This is a genomic window from Bombella pollinis, assembly GCF_026385485.1.
Lineage (GTDB): Bacteria > Pseudomonadota > Alphaproteobacteria > Acetobacterales > Acetobacteraceae > Bombella > Bombella pollinis.
Genome location: NZ_JANIDX010000002.1, coordinates 43,672 through 58,972, shown reverse-complemented (window position 1 = coordinate 58,972; position 15,301 = coordinate 43,672). Strand labels below are relative to the sequence as shown.

The following is a 15,301-nucleotide window of genomic DNA, read 5'->3' as shown; positions in this document are numbered from 1 at the left end:
ATCTTCGCGTTCTGGACGATTAGAGGGGATTTTTAAGCTTTGCTGACAGATGAAATCGTTGACCCCGCTATTGATACCACAGGGCGGCGGTGGCAGCTCTTCCAATTTATTGGGCCGATTTTGGGCGTTATTTTGGTCATTGTGACCATCGCGATGGTGACGCTCTACACATATCGCACCATGCGGGAAGGGGCGATTACCCTATCGCGCAACTTGCTGCGTAGCCAACAACGCTACATTACCGAGGAGGTCAGCCATTATCTCTCCCCCGCTACGGGGATCTCCTTTATGGCTAGCAATATGCTGACAGGTGACGACCAGAAACAAAATGTCGCAACCTTCATGACCCTTGGTCGTTCCGTCCTGCGTGATATGCCGCATGTCGATAGCTTTTATCTCGCGGATGACCAAGGTCATTTTTGGATGACGAGCCGGCGTGATGATGATTATGAAGAAACAACCATGCAAATGGAGGACGGTGCTCCCTATTATCGTCATAAAGTCACGGATAAAGATGGTCGCTTTATCTCGACAGATCGTTTTTCGGCTGAAGGATACGACCCTCGCTTACGGCTTTGGTATAAAAAGGCTGTAGAGCGTGAAAGTAGAACGCCTGATCGCCGTTTATTCTGGACGGCACCATATTTGCATCTTTCAACACGTCAATTTATTGTAACAGCGTCTTTGGCTTTCCAAGCATTGGATGGACATAAGATTGTTTTTGCAATTAATATTTCCCTTAATCAGCTTACTAAGTTTGTAAACAGCCTTAAAGTCGGTAAAAGTGGGCAGGCCGTTATTGTCGATTTAGATGGTCATGTCATCGCGGGCCATAATATGGCTGACATTGGCAAGCCCGGCTTTGATGCTGCTAATGTGAGGCTAGACCCTAAAACACAACCTGTTTTTGTACGTGCGTTAGATGTCTTCCGCGTTATGGGGGATGGTTCTGGTCTGGTTCATACGCGTGGGTTAAATTATGTAACAATTGCCGCAGCTATGCCTTTAGCAAAACGCTCTTGGGTGCTTTTACTTAATGCTCCTGAGAATGATTTTGCTAATTTTACACAAGTTGTGAAGCATCAAACACTTTACTTCTCCATTATTATCGTTGGTTTGGCTTTAGTTTTGGCCGCGGGGCTTATTTATCAAGGGCGTCGTGTTGAAAACTTACAGAAGAAGTTAGGGTCTTTTGCAACGGAGAGAAAAGAAGATAATATCATCCTCCTCAAAATTATTAACACCACGGGCTTGTTAGACCCCAGTAAAGAGCAGCCTTATTTATGTGAGGCTTTAGCCGACAGGTCTGTGGCGCGGCGTGTTAGTATTTGGCGGCTTTTATCTGATGGTAATCGCCTTCTTTGTGAAGATATGTTCGACCGGGAACGCAACGCCCATCGTCTCGGTATGGAGCTAACAAAGACGGGTCATCCCGGCTTGTTTGAGTGCTTAGAGGACGGACATCTCATCGATGTGCCAAATGCAGAAGATGATCCTCGTCTTCAGAGTGTGCAACGTGTTGTGATGCGTATGATTGATACGCACCATCTTGTTTTGCTTCCTATCTTAGAGGAACATCACCTCGTTGGGGCTATTATGGTGGAGGACCCAAACCAGATTACGGAATCCGAGCGAGTGATGACGTTAGTAGCCTCTATTTTGGCGGTGCGTTTTGGTCAGGCTCAAGAGGAAGATAAACACACGCAAGAAGCGTCTCCCCTGCCGCCTTCTGTGGCACAGCAAGCATCAGCACCGCAATCTAGGCCGCCAATGCGGATTATCGAAGGCTTCCTCCTGCGTTCTGGGGAGGAGGAACATCATCCAAATGATCTCCCAGAATCAGGGTTATATCCAAGTGTACCTATTATGGTCTTGGAGTTCTCCGAGGCGTATTCCGCCAATCATGATGCGGCGCGTGTGATGTTGGATTTGGTCAGTGAGTTGACCGATAAGATCCAAGCTATTGCGCGTGAACATAAGTTGTTCTCAGTACAAGTGGCGGGGAATCGATTTATTTTTCTAGGGAGTTGTTCTCAAACTGCGGATTCCGAGGGGGCAGCTAATATAGCTGATGCAGCGATTGGTATTCGCGAAGCATGCTTGATGACGATTTCACAAACTAATACGCGGCTTATGTTCCGTATCGGGATTGATGTTGGCGCAGTCCTTGTAGCGCGGTTAGGGCAGAAACGTGACGTCTTCAACCTCTGGGGGGAAGGGCTAACCATGGCCGGGGCTTTGGCCCATAACGTGCCAGATGGCGGGCAGATTCAAGTGTCGGACCGTGCCTATCAAGTGCTGCAAGGGGTCTTCCTATTCCGCTTGAGAGGGGAGTTCTTCTTACCGGGGAGTGGCATTGCCAATAGCTATATCCTCGCCGGTAAGGGGGATATAGGAGCGACAGATAAAACATGAACTTTTCTGAACGCTTTTCCATCTTACATATTGGCCTTGCTTTTTTAGGGCGTTTTTCTCGTTCCCTCCCACGCTTTTTCCTCATTGTAATTGGGGGAGGATGGGGGGTGCTTTATACGGTTCTCCGCCCTAGCGCGTGGCGGCGAACTGTAATGATTGAGTTCCGCCGAAGCTTGCGCCAGTTAATAGGCGGTGGATTTTTTAGCGTTGTTGTTGTGGCGTGTTTGACCGGGTTTGGCTTGGTTTCCCAAGCTGTTTATTGGCTAGGTTTTGCCGGTATGTCTCAGATGACAGGCGGCCTTTTGTCCAGTATCTTGCTGCGGGAAATAGCTCCCATTTTAGTGGGGGTCATTCTGCTAGGTCGCTCTGGCATGTTGATGCTGACGGAAATGGGTAATTTAACAAAAGGAGGGCGGCTTAATACCCTCAGCGGTATGGGGATGGACCCGTTCCTTATCTTTGTTGTACCGCGCACAATCGCCATGACTGTTGGGGGGGTGACATTAGGGACTTTGTTTGGAGCAATGGCCCTGGCCACTGGCTATGTGGCATGCTGGGCGAAGGGAATTGTCACCGTATCTATTTGGTCTTTCCTTTTTGAAGTCGTAAATAGCATGCAGTTGGTGGATTATATTGGTATCCCTTTAAAGTTTTTACTTAGTGGTTCCACTGTTGGGCTATGTTGTTGCCTGTCAGGTATTGATGTGACTGCAGAGGATAATTTGGCGACATTAATGCCACGCGGCTTCTCACGGGGGATTATGTCCATTTTGGTGATTAATGTCCTCATTGACGTTATTTTGGGGAGTCTTTGATGGATAATACCCTTACCGGAATGGGGCGAGATTATGACTTCATCTTAAAATTGGATGAAGCCGTCCCTTCATCAGATTCAACAGGCCTTCCACCGGTAAAATATAATCTCTTTGTCGAGCCGGGCGAATGTGTCTTTGTAGAATGTCGTGATGAGTTCCGTTCAGCCCAATTTGCAGATTTCTGTGCTGGCATTTTGCCTGTTAAAGAGGACCCTGCAACAGGGAAAAGGCGTGGTGCTGTCAGCTGTATGGGGTTAGATTGGGCGGAGCTGGATGAGCGGCGAGCCAATGCCTTGCGCGGTCGTATAGGGCGCATCACAGTTGAGAGTGGCTGGATTGACCTTTATGAAATGCACCTCAATATCTTATGGCCGAGCTTGCATCATAGCCGTGCCCCTTATGATAGATTAGTGGGGGAGGCTGTTAAATTATGTCAATCATTTGGTTTGCCGGGTTTGCCAACACAGCTCCCCGAGAAGCTTTCTGCTCTTGATAGAAAAAGGGCAGAATATGTGCGGGCTTTTATGAATAACCCCTCCTTGCTTTTATTGGAAAATCCCGTCAGTCTTACCGCACCGGTTGAGCTTTATAATGCGTTTTTTACCGAGTTGACAGCCGCAAGAGAGCGAGGCTGTGCCGTCATATGGGTGGGGGCGGAGCGTTCTGCATGGTCTGGCTATCTTCAGCAGGGTATGCAACGCTTTCGTCTTGGTGATAATGGACTCTTAAAGTGAGAGATAAATGATGCGTTCCCTGCGTTTGCGCCGCCAGACAGGTTTATCAGCTCCGTTATTCCGAAGCACTTTTGTGGATGAGTGGGTAGGGCTGCTGGTTTTAATTGCGATTGTTATTTTAACAGCAACCTTGGTAGAGGCTGGTTTGCTTAAACAATGGCTAACCCCTGCTGGGCGGATTCATTTTGTCTTGCCTGAAGGTGGCGTTGCAGGTCTGGCCGTTAATAATGATATTGAAGTCATGGGGGTTCGTGTTGGGGAAATACGCAAGCTAGACCTCAATGAGTCTGGCCGGATGTATGCTGAAGGGACGATTGAGCCGCATTTTGAGCGTTATATTCGTAGTGATAGCATTGCCACTATTAAGAGACGCCTTGTTGTAACCGGTGCTGGATATATTGAGATTACACGCGGGCAGGGCCAGCCGTTAAATTGGGGGTACGCGGTCCTTAACACCAATATTGATCCTAACCCAGCGGATATGATCATCCAAACCTTAACGGATTTACGGGCAAGTCTCCTCCCTGCGATGAGCAATGTTCAGGATATTACGAAGCAAGCGCGCGATATTATGACAGACCTACATGCAGGGAAGGGTACAGCCGGTGCTCTCCTTACAAGGGAGGAAACAGCGAATCATATTAATGCCATTCTTATTAGCCTAAACCAAGCGATCGAGAATGTGCAGCCGTTAGAGCGTAAACTTCAGATCACATTAGATGAAGCTAATGGGACGATGAAGAATGTGAACAATATGACAAACGGCTTAAAAACCTCCGTTCCCGATGTTAATCGGACAGTGCGTAATGTGGCAGAGGCTACAGAGCAACTCCCCGCCGTTTTGGCTGAGGCAGAAGCTACCGCAGAGAGTTTGCGACAGTTGAGTGAGCAGCTGCGTGGCTTGTGGTTCCTTGGGGGGCACGGGAGCAGTAAAAAACATCATACACGCCGGCTTCCCGCGCGGGAGGTGAAGCCATGAAGGTGGGGGTTCTTGCATGTTCCCTTATATGCATAGCGGGGATGCTCTCAGGCTGCTTTGGTGGAGGAAACCCAAAGGGCTGGCATGACCCGCGTTATGAAAGTTTGATGGATGTCGGTAATAGTGTATTCGACCTAGAGCATCTAAAGCCTGCACGACAGCAATATAGGGCCGCGCTGGACCGTGCTTTTATGGCTAATAATGCACAGGCTATTCATGATGCAGGCTTTAACCTTGCGTTGAGCGAACTGCGTTTGAAGTTGTTTCAAGATTGCCTTGCAACGCTGCAACATATCACGCAAGCTCTTACTGTGCGAGGATGGACAGACGCGCAGCAAGCAGATTTACATCTCATTCGTGCCAGTGTGTTTTATGAGCAAAAACAATGGCAGGCCTCTTTCGCAGAGGCGGAACGCGCTAAACAAAGCCTAGAGGGTGCTACCCAAGCGGAAGCCTATGCTCTTGCAGGATTAGATGCGGCTGAATTACGTGATCCCTCACATATGGATGACGCTATCGCCTTCCTTTCTAAAAGCCATGATGGGCGTGACCAAGCCAACATGAAAGAGCTGCTCATTCATCGTGAATTGATGGACCAACAATGGCAGCGCGCTGCGGATGATGCCCATAATCTTGCCCAAATCCAGGAGGAGGCATTGCATTACGAGTCGATGCGGCGCGCTCTTAGGATGCAGGCCCAAGCTTTGCGCGCGATGGGGCAGGATGACGCCGCGCGTGACCTCCTTCAGCAAGCAGTGGATAGTCAGAAAACACACTCCACCCCGTAAATGCGTTAGAAAACAGGCTCCCGCGTAAGAATGGGAGCCTGTTTGAAACTATTAGGCATGAACCATAGGCGTCATGCCTAGCATGGCCAAGAGTTCGGTATCACGGTTTTGGGCGGGGTTGGGTGTCGTGAGCAGTTTCTCACCCCAGAAGATAGAGTTGGCCCCCGCGAGGAAACAGAGTGCATGTGTGGATTCGGACATGGACTCACGCCCTGCGGCAAGGCGAACATGGCTTGCAGGCATCATAATGCGTGCTGTTGCAATGACGCGAGCAAAAGTAATCGGGTCCACTGTGGTCTCATCCGCTAAAGGGGTGCCTTCCACACGGACTAGGAGATTAATCGGCACACTTTCAGGGTGAGTGGGAAGATTCGCTAAGGTGGTGAGCAAACCGGCACGGTCTTGGCTATCTTCGCCCATGCCGATAATCCCGCCACAACAGATTTTAATCCCCGCATCACGCACATTCGCCAGCGTATCCAAACGCTCTTGGTAGGTGCGTGTGGTGATAATCTTGCCGTAAAAATCCTCGGACGTATCAAGGTTATGGTTGTAATAATCCAACCCGGCATCCTTTAACCGTGCAGACTGGCTAGGGGTGAGCATCCCAATGGTTAGGCATGTCTCAAGGCCCAAAGCTTTTACCTCCTCTACCATGCGGCAAACGGCATCAAGGTCGCGGTCTTTAGGTGCGCGCCAGGCGGCTCCCATACAAAACCGGCCTGCCCCAGCCTCTTTAGAGCGTTTGGCATCAGCGATAACGCGCTCTAACGGCATGAGTTTTTCTGCCTCCATGCGCTTCTCGTGATGGGCACTTTGTGGGCAGTAGGCGCAATCCTCTGGGCAGCCCCCACTCTTGATGGAGAGTAGAGTCGATATCTGCACTTTGGTAGGGTCAAAAAACTGACGATGTGCCTGTTGCGCTTGGAAGATTAACTCGGGGAAGGGCAGGGCTAATAGGGCTTCTGCCTCCTCTCGTGTCCAATCATGCCGAAGGCGAGGGGCGTGCGGCACAGGGCAGGGTTGTTCAGTCATTAAGCTTTTCTCTCCTAGTTAGCTGTCTACACCTATCCAAAACGAGCGCGCTATGCCATCTGAAAAGTGTGCTAAATGTATGAAGGTTACGGCATCATCACGGCTATAAGGAGTGTGGTTGTATGAAACATTGGCAGATCGACCAAATGGATTGGGATGCTTTTGATGCCACAAAAGTGAACCCAGACGTTCTGGCCTTGGTAAAGGCTGCCTCCGTTGTGGAGCGTAACGCACGGGATTACACAATTTACCTCCGCAATGTCTTTCATGATGATTCAGGTTTTCGTGATGCTGCAGAGAATTGGGCTGAAGAAGAAGTCCAACATGGCGATGCATTAGGTAAATGGGCCATGCTGGCAGATCCTAGTTGGGATTATGTTGAGGCTTTTAACCACTACCGTGAAGCTTATAAAATCGATACGGATGTTTCATCCTCCATCCGTGGCTCACGCACGGGCGAGTTGATTGCGCGTTGTATGGTGGAGACGGGGACATCCTCCTTTTACACCGCGTTAGCCGATGCGACAGATGAACCCGTTTTAAAGGCCGTCTGCAAACAAATAGCCGCCGACGAATACCGGCATTTCAAGCTCTTTTATGACAATATGCACCGTTATTTAGACCGTGAAAAATTAGGCCGTTGGTTCCGGTTGCGGATTGCCCTTAGCCGCGTGATGGAAAGTGAAGATGATGAATTAGCCACAGCTTATTACATCACAAATACGCGCGGTGACGCACATTATAATCATAAAGACTTCATCGCGGCTTATATGGCGCGTGCTTTGTCTTTTTATCAGCAGAAGCATCTGGACCGTGTAATGGCAATGATTCTCAAAACTTCTGGTTTGACACCACATTCCAAGATGCAGGCATGGTTAGCAAAGCTGTTCCATAAAATTATTGCATGGAAGCAGAAATCCTACGCGCGCTATTTAGCACAACAGGCTTGAGGGTATGATGAAAGTTAACGCTCTATCATTGCGTAAATTATTAAAGCAGGGCAGCATCCTCATGGTGATGGGGGCTGGATTTATGGGTGGGGTTGTAACGCCTAGCCTTGCTCAAGAGCCTGCATCATCTATTCAGCCTTATCAAAATGGCTGGGGGTTTGACCAAGAGGGCATGGACCCAACCACCCCACCGGGGCAAGATTTCTTCACCTACGCTAATGGGCGTTACATCAAGCAGCTGCATATCCCCGATGATATGAGTAGCTATGGGCCGTTTCATATTCTATTTGAGTTATCCCAAGCGCGGCAGCGGAGCTTATTGGAGTCTTTATCGCCTTCAGGGAAGAATGATGAGCAAAATAAGCTTGCTATCTTTTACCATAGCTATTTGGACCAAGCCGCTGTGGATGCACAAGGGATAACCCCTTTGCATGATGAGTTAGCACAAATCCAAGCTGCAAAAGATGCGCCTTCCTTTGCTCATCTCTTTGGAGCAGCGGCAGGCTCCTTATCGTTTAGTCCTTTTGCATTGGATATTGAGCAAGACCAAGCAGACCCAACCCGGTATATGTTAATGCTGGACCAAGGGATGAGTATTGGCATTAGCGGTGGCTTGGGCTTGCCTGACATTAGCTATTATACAAATCCTAAATTAGCCCCGCAAAAGCAAGCATATCAGGCTTATATCTTGCAAATGCTCAAGCTTATTCAATGGCCGGAGCCAGAGCATAACGCCGCTGCTATTATAGAGTTAGAGACAGCCCTCGCGAAGGTTGAGACACCACGGGATCAAACGCGTGACCCGTTAAAAATGTTCAACCCGATGAAGGTGAAAGATCTCATCACTCTCGCACCCTCTATAGATTGGATGACCTACTTACGCTCTATGGGGCTGCCGGAGCGTGGTTTAGCAGAGCGTGTGATTGATGTGCGGGAGCCTCACTCAATTGCGGCGATGGCGCAGATTATTGCAGGGACAGAGAGCACAACATTGCGGGCATGGCTGGCATTTCATCTCGCCGATAATGCTGCCCCCTATCTGTCCCATGATATCTCCGATGCGTCCTTTGCTTTTAATGGTCGTACGCTAAGCGGTATTACGCAACAGCCAGTCCGTTGGAAGCGGGCTGTGCGTGTCACAAACACGGCAATGGGTTGGGCTTTAGGACGGCTTTATGTGCAGCATTATTTCCCTCCAGAAGCCAAAGAGCGCATCACCAACCTTGTTAATGAGCTAAAAACCGCCTTCCGCTGGCGACTAGAGCATAATGACTGGATGGACAGCCCCACGCGTAAAGCTGCGTTGGTAAAGTTGGATCATTTCGCTATGCAGGTTGGCTACCCGCGGAAATGGTGGGATTATTCCGCTTTGGAGGTCCGAGCGGGGGATGTGTATGGCAATGCTTCACGCGCAACGGCGTTTAATTGGCAGCATCGCCTTCATCAGCTTGACCGCCCCGTGGACCGGGACGAATGGGATATGACGCCACAAACCGTCAATGCCTATAATGACCCGGTAAAGAACGAAATTGTCTTCCCCGCAGCCATTCTTCAACCGCCCTTTTTTGACCCTAAAGGCGATATGGCGGTGAATTATGGTGGGATTGGCGGCGTTATTGGCCATGAGATGAGCCATGGTTTTGATGACCAAGGCCGCCATTATGATGAGCATGGCCGTTTGCATGATTGGTGGAGCCAAGCATCTTCACGGGCTTTTGAGGCACGAGCAAAACGGCTCGGGGCGCAATATGACGCCCAAGAGGTTCTACCGGGGCTGCATGTAAATGGCACGATGACCATGGGGGAGAATATTGCAGACCTTGGCGGGCTGAATCTTGCCCTCCAAGCCTATCATAATAGCCTTCACGGTAAGGATGACCAACCATTGCATGGCTGGACAGGGGACCAGCGTGTGTTCCTAGGCTGGGCGCAGGTATGGCGCGAGAAGGACCGCCCCGATGCGCTGCGGCGTCAGGTCTTATCGAACGAGCATGCACCAGCGCGTAGCCGGGTGAATATGCCCGCTCATAATATCGACCTCTGGTATAAAGCTTTTGCAGTTCATGCGGGAGATGCGCTTTACCTACCACCGCAAGAGCGCGTTAAAATCTGGTAGCTCCTAGGAGCAAATCTTTTATAGAGGCCTTTAGCGGGTGGGAAAACAGAGCTAAGGGCTTCACAAAGGGGTAGGCTATAGCTATCCCAAGGCATCTTTTATAAACGTAAGGCAGTTTTCTATGTCATATCTCACTATTGGTCATCTCTACACGGCGTTACATGCTGCCTGTGCTAGTGGCGTGGCCCGTGTTATCGAGGCGAATGGTGAGGATGTCGCCTATGCGGATTTAAGCGTAGATGAACGCTTAGCTGCGTTGGATGAGGGGCGTGTTGATATTCTTGTCTCAGCATGGTTCCCGCAGGATGAGGCTTTGTTAGCTCATGGTCATGAGATTCTCGGCAGTTTATATCATCCAGAACTCAAGCTTTCTGCTCTTAAAAAAGCAGGGAAAGGGGCGAATTGGACAGTAGGGGAGTTTACCTCCTTGCTGACCACCGCAGCAGCGCAGCCTTATCTTGAAAAAGTTATGGAAACCCGGCCGGAGCTTAAAGAATTGCCCCTAGAGGTTCTAGCCCCGGAGGCTGTTTTAGAGCGTGTAAAGCAGGCAGAAGAAGCGGGGGAATGCCCATTGATTGCTCTATGGCAGCCTCACGCTATCTTCCATACCGATATGTTGGTCGAGCTACCGGGGGGAGACCTCTTAGCGGGGCAGGAGCAAACTGCACGGCTGGTTTTGCGTAAAGGACTGCGCGATGAGGTGGATGAGGATATGTTGGATGAATTATCCATCATGATGCTCAGTAATAAGGTAATGAGTGCTTTGGATTATGCAGTGAGCGTTGATGGTATGGGGCCGGAGGAGGCCGCTGAATCATGGCAGCGTGGCCGGCTGATTCCTCGGTAATAATCTAGTAGTTTGGAGAGAGTGAATATGACAGGTCAGGCATTTGTTTTCCCCGGTCAGGGGAGTCAATCTGTCGGGATGGGGGCGGAGCTTCATAAGGCCTTCCCCGTTGCCCGCGCTGTTTTTGAGGAAGTGGACGAGGCTCTTAGCTTCAATCTGTCTCGGTTGATGTTCGAGGGGGATGCTGCAGAGCTTACAGCAACAGAAAATACCCAACCCGCGTTATTTGCCGTCTCTATGGCCGTTGTGCGTGTTTTGGAACATGAGGGTGGGTTTGTCCTTAAAGAGAAAGCTGCAGTGCTAGCAGGCCATTCTTTAGGGGAATATGCCGCTTTAACCGCCGCTGGTGTTATGGGGATTAGCGAGGGCGCACGTCTTTTACGGTTGCGTGGGCAAGCTATGCAACGCGCAGTCCCTGTTGGGCAAGGCGGTATGGCTGCTCTCCTAGGTGTAGAGCCAGATGTAGCACAAAATATTTGTGCCGAATGTGCCAAAGGGGACGTGTTAGAAATTGCTAATGACAATGGCGGTGGTCAGATTGTTCTTTCTGGCCATATAGCGGCAATAGAGCGCGCTATGGAGGCAGCAAAAGCGCAGGGTATCCGCCGCGTTGTCAAATTGCCGGTATCCGCTCCCTTCCATTCTTCCCTGATGGCTCCAGCCGCGCAGGAGATGAAGGAAGCGTTGGCAGAGGCAGAACTTCATCCAGCAGAGATTCCGGTCATCGCTAATGTGACTGCTGCGATCGTCTCCCAACCGGATGAGATTCGGTCTTTATTAGTGCAACAAGTAACTGGACGTGTACGGTGGCGGGAGACGGTTCTCGCTATGGCTGATAAAGCTATTACAAACCAGCATGAGCTAGGGGCTGGTAAGGTGCTGACAGGGCTTGCACGCCGCATCGTACCGGATTTATCAGCCGACCATGCCGGGACCCCGGCAGAAATTGAAGCGATGTTGAAGACGTTTTAAGAGGAATAAGTGATGTTTTCTTTATCAGGTAAAATGGCATTGATTACGGGGGCATCTGGCGGGATTGGTGCCGCCATTGCACGCCAGCTACATGAGCGCGGTGCTATTGTAGTCCTTAGTGGCACGCGTGAGGGGGCCTTGCAGGAGGTCGCTGCGACTCTAGGGCAAGGGCGTGTTCATATCGTGACAGCCAACCTCTCTGATGCCACAGCCGCAGATGAGCTTGTCAGCCGTGCAGAGGAGGCAGCGGGGCAGCCCTTGGATATTCTCGTCAATAATGCCGGTCTGACGCGGGATACTTTGGCAGTACGGATGAAAGATGAAGATTGGGCGCAGGTACTCAAGGTGGATTTGGAGAGTCCATTTCGCCTCGCCCGTGCAGCCTTAAGGGGCATGCAACGGCGGCGGAGCGGGCGGATTATTTCTATTTCCTCCATTGTAGGGACAACTGGTAATCCCGGTCAGGCCAATTACGCAGCGGCTAAGGCTGGCCTTGTCGGGATGAGCAAATCTCTTGCCCAAGAGGCTGGGCGTCGTGGGGTAACGATTAATGTTGTAGCCCCGGGCTTTGTCGAGACCGCTATGACAGATGCTTTGCCAGACTCCGTGCGTGAGAAGCTCTTGGGTAGTATTCCACTTGGGCGTATGGGCAAGCCAGAAGATGTAGCTGCCGCTGTTGTTTATCTCGCTTCTGATGAGGCTGGATGGGTGACGGGTACGACACTTCATGTTAATGGTGGGATGGCCATGGTTTGAAAAGTTTGGCGTTTGCTAAAAAACGTGCTAAGCGCGCCCTGCTTTGCCTGACAAGGTTCAGAGTATGGCTTCTAATCGGGCAGGTTTTTGCTTAAACAAACCCACTAGGGTAGTAAGGATTTAAGACAGATGAGCAACGAAATCGCTGACAAGGTGAAGAAGATTGTTGTCGAGCATTTGGGTGTTGAGGAAGATAAGGTAAAGCCAGATGCTTCCTTCATCGATGATCTCGGTGCTGACAGCTTGGATACAGTTGAGCTTGTGATGGCTTTTGAGGAAGCATTTTCCGTTGAGATTCCTGAGGATGCCGCCGAGAAGATCGCAACAGTGAATGATGCGATTGAGTATATCAGCAAGCAGAAAGCTGCCTGATCTAGCTAGGTGACGGAAAATGATGGACGGGCGTGCAAAAGCGCGCCCCGCCATCATAAGAGCGAAGCGGAATAGTTCCGTTTCGCTTTATGCATATTAGGAATTATGAGGTAAGGCGGCGATGAGCGGTTCTGGAACGAGCAGAAAACGTGTGGTCGTTACGGGAATAGGCGTAGTAAGCCCGTTGGCTGTTGGTGCAGAACTGACGTGGAAACGCCTTATCGAGTCACAATCTGGTATTGGGCGCATCACGCAGTTTGATGCTTCCGGTTTGCCGGCACAAATTGCCGGGGAAGTGCCAGAAGGACCAACGGCAGAGGGTGGTTTGACCCTCTCTGATTGGGTTCCTGTTAAAGAGCAAAAGAAGATGGATCGTTTTATCCATCTTGGTTTGGCAGCGGGAATTCAAGCCGTAGAGGATTCTGGATGGAAGCCAGAGTCTGAGGAAGACCGTTGCGCAACAGGTGTCATGATTGGCTCCGGCATTGGCGGATTGAAGACGATCTATGACAATTCTGTTCTGGTCTCCTCTGGGAAGGCACGCCGCCTGTCGCCTTTCTTCATCCCATCTTCCTTAATCAATTTGACGGCGGGACACCTGTCCATCCGTTATGGCTTTAAAGGTCCGAATCATGCCGTTGTAACGGCTTGTGCCTCTGGGACCCATGCGATTGGCGATGCCTCACGGTTGATTCAGCATGGCGATGCTGATGTGATGATTGCTGGTGGTGCTGAGGCTGCTATCTGCGAGTTGGGGATTGCCGGTTTCTGCTCTGCGCGTGCGCTTTCTACCAGCTTTAATGATAGCCCAACGACAGCGTCTCGCCCGTGGGATGAAGCGCGTGATGGCTTCATTATGGGTGAGGGGGCCGGTGTTGTCGTATTGGAAGAATACGAACATGCCAAACGCCGCGGTGCCAAGATTTACGGTGAGATTGCAGGATATGGCCTCTCTGGCGATGCTTATCACATCACTGCTCCCGCCGAGAATCATGAAGGTGCCTTCCGGGCTATGCAAGCAGCCTTAAAAGATGCGCGCGTAACGCCTTCCGAGATTGGCTATGTTAATGCTCATGGTACATCCACCATGGCTGACGATTTAGAGCTTGGTGCTGTAGAGCGTCTCTTTGGCGATGCTGCGGCTGGGGCGAGTATGTCCTCCACCAAGTCTGCTATCGGGCATTTGCTCGGTGCGGCTGGGGCTGTAGAAGCTATTTTCTGTTTGCAAGCTATGCGTGATGGTGTTCTGCCGCCAACGCTTAATCTTGATAAGCCATCGCGCGAGAGTGTGATGGATCGTATTCCTCATACAGCTAAGGAGAAGCATGTCGATATCGCTCTCTCCAACAGCTTTGGCTTTGGCGGAACGAATGCAAGTCTTGTATTGAAACGCTTTAAAGCTTGATTTGCCGGGGGAGGGATGGCTTGGTAATACTCGTTACATGGTGAGGAGAGTATAACATGCCAGAATCCCCCGTCCCCGAGGTGCAAGATAAACAAATAAAAACGTCAAAACACTTTCGCCTCATTACAAAAGGGCGTGTGTTGGCCCTTTTACTTGCCGGAGCGGGTGGAACTGTCTTTGCAGGATACGGCCATTACACAGACCCCGGCCCGTTACAAGCAGAGCGCGTGGTTATCATTCCTCATGGGGGAACGGATCGCGTTGTGCATGTGTTGCAAGAGAACGGTGTGCTAGCGCGTGGGAGTGTATCTTCTCTTTTCTTTAAACTGGCCTTGTTCCTTACAAAATCGCAAGGGCCGCTCCATGCAGCAGAGCTCAAGTTTCCCGATCGCGTCTCCATCGCTCATAGTTTAGCTATTTTGCGGCATGGGCAGCCTGTTTCTCATAGCCTTACAATCGCTGAAGGGCTAACAGCACGGCGTATTCAAGCTCTACTGATGCAGGCTCCCGCCTTACAGGGCACAATAGGGGAGATTCAAGAAGGCCGCGTTGCACCGCAAACTTTCTTTTATGTATGGGGGATGGAGCGTCAAACCCTACTAACCCATATGGAAACCTTAATGAATACTCTCCTCAAAGAGGTTTGGGCGGGGCGAGACCAAGAGGCGTTAGTAGGTATCATCACCACACCAGAGCAATTATTGATCCTTGCCTCTATAGTTGAACGTGAGACCTCCCTACCAGAGGAACGACCACAAATAGCGCGTGTCTTTCTAAATCGTTTAAAACAGGGGATGAAGTTACAGACAGACCCAACCGTCATTTATGCTGTTAGCAATGGGGAAGGGCTGCTAACACGCCCTTTGACAAAAGACGACCTGCAATTTGATAGCCCTTATAATAGTTACCAACATGAGGGCCTACCACCGGGGCCTATATGTTCACCGGGGAAAAGTGCTTTAGAGGCCGTAGCCCATCCAGCTGATGGGGATGCGCTTTATTTTGTGGCTACGGGTCATGGTGGGCATCATTTTTCACATACATTAGCTGAGCACATAGAGCATGTTCGGACATATCGCCGAACTAAAGCAGACGTTCAGTAATTATAAAAAAGGCC

Annotated in this window: 14 protein-coding genes; 13 read left to right on the top strand and 1 reads right to left on the bottom strand. The window is 50.4% G+C overall.

Features of this window, described 5'->3' with window-relative positions:
* Positions 1-39: 39 nt before the first annotated feature.
* From NQF89_RS02240 to NQF89_RS02220, 5 genes are read left to right on the top strand one after another with little or no spacing between them, the layout of a single operon-like run.
* A complete protein-coding gene (locus NQF89_RS02240) occupies positions 40-2,415 on the top strand; it encodes an adenylate/guanylate cyclase domain-containing protein (protein WP_266137410.1) in 2,376 nt (791 codons plus the stop codon).
* On the top strand, positions 2,412-3,230 hold the full coding sequence (locus NQF89_RS02235) for an MlaE family ABC transporter permease (protein ID WP_155573221.1): 819 nt from the start codon (positions 2,412-2,414) through the stop codon (positions 3,228-3,230). The genes NQF89_RS02240 and NQF89_RS02235 overlap by 4 nt, the downstream gene beginning before the upstream one ends.
* Positions 3,230-3,964, top strand: a complete 735-nt coding sequence (locus NQF89_RS02230; protein WP_230873280.1) for a P-loop NTPase family protein — start codon at positions 3,230-3,232, stop codon at positions 3,962-3,964. Before NQF89_RS02235 ends, NQF89_RS02230 begins: the two co-directional genes overlap by 1 nt.
* Before the next feature lie 7 nt (positions 3,965-3,971).
* Complete coding sequence (locus NQF89_RS02225; protein WP_230873279.1) at positions 3,972-4,943, top strand: MlaD family protein; 972 nt, start codon at positions 3,972-3,974, stop codon at positions 4,941-4,943.
* Entirely contained in the window at positions 4,940-5,731 is a 792-nt protein-coding gene (locus NQF89_RS02220; RefSeq protein ID WP_266137409.1) for a tetratricopeptide repeat protein, read from the top strand. The genes NQF89_RS02225 and NQF89_RS02220 overlap by 4 nt, the downstream gene beginning before the upstream one ends.
* Positions 5,732-5,782: 51 nt before the next feature.
* On the opposite strand, the gene bioB is transcribed toward NQF89_RS02220, so the two are convergent.
* Positions 5,783-6,766, bottom strand: coding sequence for a biotin synthase BioB (gene bioB / locus NQF89_RS02215; RefSeq protein ID WP_155573219.1), 984 nt, complete (start codon positions 6,764-6,766; stop codon positions 5,783-5,785).
* A gap of 122 nt (positions 6,767-6,888) precedes the next feature.
* Here bioB and NQF89_RS02210 point away from each other — a divergent pair, with 122 nt between their 5' ends.
* From NQF89_RS02210 to mltG, 8 genes are all read left to right on the top strand, one after another.
* A complete protein-coding gene (locus NQF89_RS02210; RefSeq protein ID WP_266137408.1) occupies positions 6,889-7,716 on the top strand; it encodes a ferritin-like domain-containing protein in 828 nt (275 codons plus the stop codon).
* Between the two features lie 4 nt (positions 7,717-7,720).
* A complete protein-coding gene (locus tag NQF89_RS02205) occupies positions 7,721-9,832 on the top strand; it encodes a M13 family metallopeptidase (RefSeq protein WP_407652344.1) in 2,112 nt (703 codons plus the stop codon).
* A gap of 121 nt (positions 9,833-9,953) precedes the next feature.
* Positions 9,954-10,679: a glycine betaine ABC transporter substrate-binding protein gene (locus NQF89_RS02200; RefSeq protein WP_266137407.1), complete on the top strand. Its 726-nt coding sequence runs from the start codon at positions 9,954-9,956 to the stop codon at positions 10,677-10,679.
* Positions 10,680-10,706: 27 nt separating this feature from the next.
* Positions 10,707-11,651, top strand: a complete 945-nt coding sequence (gene fabD / locus NQF89_RS02195) for an ACP S-malonyltransferase (RefSeq protein ID WP_155573216.1) — start codon at positions 10,707-10,709, stop codon at positions 11,649-11,651.
* 12 nt (positions 11,652-11,663) lie between these two features.
* A complete protein-coding gene (gene fabG, locus NQF89_RS02190; protein ID WP_155573215.1) occupies positions 11,664-12,407 on the top strand; it encodes a 3-oxoacyl-[acyl-carrier-protein] reductase in 744 nt (247 codons plus the stop codon).
* Positions 12,408-12,536: 129 nt separating this feature from the next.
* Positions 12,537-12,779 carry an acyl carrier protein gene (locus tag NQF89_RS02185; protein ID WP_099027300.1) on the top strand — a complete coding sequence of 81 codons (243 nt, stop codon included), beginning with the start codon at positions 12,537-12,539 and terminating at the stop codon, positions 12,777-12,779.
* Between the two features lie 121 nt (positions 12,780-12,900).
* A complete protein-coding gene (gene fabF, locus NQF89_RS02180) occupies positions 12,901-14,184 on the top strand; it encodes a beta-ketoacyl-ACP synthase II (protein ID WP_155573214.1) in 1,284 nt (427 codons plus the stop codon).
* Positions 14,185-14,240: 56 nt separating this feature from the next.
* Entirely contained in the window at positions 14,241-15,287 is a 1,047-nt protein-coding gene (gene mltG, locus NQF89_RS02175; protein ID WP_266137406.1) for an endolytic transglycosylase MltG, read from the top strand.
* Positions 15,288-15,301: the final 14 nt, after the last annotated feature.

What these genes read in the sequence shown, in the direction of transcription:
- NQF89_RS02235 (WP_155573221.1), top strand. Translation starts at nt 2,412, where the DNA reads ATGAACTTTTCTGAACGCTTTTCCATCTTACATATTGGCCTTGCTTTT.
- NQF89_RS02210 (WP_266137408.1), top strand. Translation starts at nt 6,889, where the DNA reads ATGAAACATTGGCAGATCGACCAAATGGATTGGGATGCTTTTGATGCC.
- NQF89_RS02220 (WP_266137409.1), top strand. Translation starts at nt 4,940, where the DNA reads ATGAAGGTGGGGGTTCTTGCATGTTCCCTTATATGCATAGCGGGGATG.
- fabG (WP_155573215.1), top strand. Translation starts at nt 11,664, where the DNA reads ATGTTTTCTTTATCAGGTAAAATGGCATTGATTACGGGGGCATCTGGC.
- fabF (WP_155573214.1), top strand. Translation starts at nt 12,901, where the DNA reads ATGAGCGGTTCTGGAACGAGCAGAAAACGTGTGGTCGTTACGGGAATA.
- NQF89_RS02230 (WP_230873280.1), top strand. Translation starts at nt 3,230, where the DNA reads ATGGATAATACCCTTACCGGAATGGGGCGAGATTATGACTTCATCTTA.
- bioB (WP_155573219.1), bottom strand. Translation starts at nt 6,766, where the DNA reads ATGACTGAACAACCCTGCCCTGTGCCGCACGCCCCTCGCCTTCGGCAT.
- NQF89_RS02200 (WP_266137407.1), top strand. Translation starts at nt 9,954, where the DNA reads ATGTCATATCTCACTATTGGTCATCTCTACACGGCGTTACATGCTGCC.
- fabD (WP_155573216.1), top strand. Translation starts at nt 10,707, where the DNA reads ATGACAGGTCAGGCATTTGTTTTCCCCGGTCAGGGGAGTCAATCTGTC.
- NQF89_RS02205 (WP_407652344.1), top strand. Translation starts at nt 7,721, where the DNA reads ATGATGAAAGTTAACGCTCTATCATTGCGTAAATTATTAAAGCAGGGC.
- NQF89_RS02185 (WP_099027300.1), top strand. Translation starts at nt 12,537, where the DNA reads ATGAGCAACGAAATCGCTGACAAGGTGAAGAAGATTGTTGTCGAGCAT.
- NQF89_RS02225 (WP_230873279.1), top strand. Translation starts at nt 3,972, where the DNA reads ATGATGCGTTCCCTGCGTTTGCGCCGCCAGACAGGTTTATCAGCTCCG.
- mltG (WP_266137406.1), top strand. Translation starts at nt 14,241, where the DNA reads ATGCCAGAATCCCCCGTCCCCGAGGTGCAAGATAAACAAATAAAAACG.